Annotated in this window: 2 protein-coding genes; both read right to left on the bottom strand. The window is 34.0% G+C overall.

What is annotated here, in order from left to right:
- A partial coding sequence (locus Q0992_RS09085) for a hypothetical protein (RefSeq protein ID WP_299522777.1) occupies positions 1-985 on the bottom strand: 985 nt, incomplete at its 3' end.
- Between the two features lie 284 nt (positions 986-1,269).
- A complete protein-coding gene (locus Q0992_RS09090) occupies positions 1,270-1,791 on the bottom strand; it encodes a 5'(3')-deoxyribonucleotidase (protein WP_299522779.1) in 522 nt (173 codons plus the stop codon).
- Between the last annotated feature and the right edge of the window lie 397 nt (positions 1,792-2,188).

Genomic DNA, 2,188 nt, shown 5'->3' on the forward strand with positions numbered 1-2,188 from the left:
CCATGTAGGTCTTTACAAAACAGGGCTTGAGTTTCATTCTACCGTCTTCGATTTCATAATCAAAAAAATTGCTTCCTTCTTTTGCTATGCGTCTTGGATCTAAAAACAGAAATGGATGGTATTGTTCGTCAGAACCTGAATTACGACGCGATTCTACAAACTCCCAAAGCTCACGCATTTGGTATTTATAAGTGTCTTTAAAATCATCTTCGGCCCAGCCTTTATCTTTAATTTTTTCAGCCTTGGTCTTTAGGGTCTTTGCGCTCAATTTTGTTTTACCTGCACCCATTTCTTCCATATCCATAGGAAGAATAACCATATCAGACCCAGGTGGTAATTGATGTAAAGCACGCTCGGCGACTTTTTGTTGCGATCCATACATAGCAAATCGTCCCATCAGCAGATAACGTTCCAAAAGTTCCATGCCTTTAGCACTTACAATTTTATTAAAAATAGGGAAGAGGCCCTTTATAACAAACCAGATAGCTCTTCGGCTCCAGTTAATAAAAACCACGACAAAAGCTATCCATAAGAGTTTTAACCAGATATTTAACTCGTAATAAAGATGATAGGTAGATAACTTTTCTTTAATCCATCTAATTACATTCAAACTATTGTCATCCAATCCGAATATACTTGCCAAAATATTAATCGTATAAAGCACTGCTACGAGCGATAACCAGAATACAATAACTAAGTAAGGGTAATAAATAAGTTTAAAGCTCCTAAAATTAAAGCCAAATAATGACCAGAAACGTTTTCGACGTCGACGTCCGTATATTTTATCCCAGCTCGTATCGTCATTCTTCTTAGGGAATTTTAATCCGTTTTTCCAGCTGTAATACCTTTTTGCCAGTGCAACAATATGACGCGTATTGATGAAATAGAACAGCGGCCAAATGATAATAGTTCTTGCAAGAAATGGTGGGACAAACTGACTGGTAAACACATGTGCATGTGCATTGATAATCTTTTTTTTAGGCATAATTTATGGCAATAAAATTAGTCTATAAATGCTACTAAGAGCCGGTATAACAACGAGCAAAACGCATATAAACTTAAATTCTGTTCTGAACCAGAAACTTATATCTGTCTATAATAGTTATATCTGTTTATAGTAAGGAGATTGAAATAAAGGTACAACTTTTAATATATTTTCAAATACAAAGGGGCTATAATTTTTTTGAAAATCAATTACCAAGACTATAGTAACTGTTAAAACACAAACGGAAAAGTTAAAAGTACTTATTGTGTAAGCTTTTAATTAAATCATAATAAACGCTCTGCGATATTTAACCAATTGTAAACCCTATTATAATCCGTTTCGTGTTGATTGTGCGGTGAATCAAAAAGAAGGGTATCACCATTAAAATGTTTAAGATTATAACTGCGATCATCAATCAGTAAATCGCCATGTAAGATGTGCTTGTGACCACACATAATACGATGTTGCCAAGTAATAAATGGAAAATACTTGTCTAGCCATATACTTTTTTCCTTTAATGAGTTCGGAAACTGGGTCGCAGCGGTAGCAATGTAGACATTGTATTTTTGGCAAAGTACTTCCATCACTTGCTGACTATTTTCCTTAGGTTCTAAATCCGTAAAAAAACCTATTTGACTGGCGTGTTCACGTATACTTTTTTGGTGTGGTTCTGGTACATTCTGCCAAACTTCACCAGAAACAATCTCTGCCAAGGATAATTGTTGTTGATAATCTTTATTGTATAATTCTATGTGCTTTTCGTAGGTACAGGCTAGCACATCATCCATATCGATAAAAATGGTCATATCTGTTTTTTTGCAAAGCAAATAGGTTTTACAGCATAAAGCAATAAATTTTCAAAACTTCATATAGATTTAATATTTTGGTCGTATTTAATTAATTTAAACGTTTTCCTTTTTGAGATTGACAAAAAGAGTGTCCCGACCATGAGTGATGTTATACACTTCGACAGGCTCAGGAGCGTCATCGAAAACTACCATAAAGGGTGAAAATCTTTGAATTAAAATAGCAAACAAATTAGTTAAAATCGTTATGCTCATCTCCGATTAAAGTGCGTAAATTTAACCAAGCATTGCATGAAACATAAAGTAATTGATTGTCCATGAATCGCTAAAAAGAAACATGCAATGCTTTATCTTTTATAATCTATAAAGCGTTTGTCTTAACACCTTTTTTTCTTCA

It is taken from the genome of Winogradskyella sp., from assembly GCF_028289625.1.
Taxonomy (GTDB): Bacteria; Bacteroidota; Bacteroidia; order Flavobacteriales; family Flavobacteriaceae; genus Winogradskyella.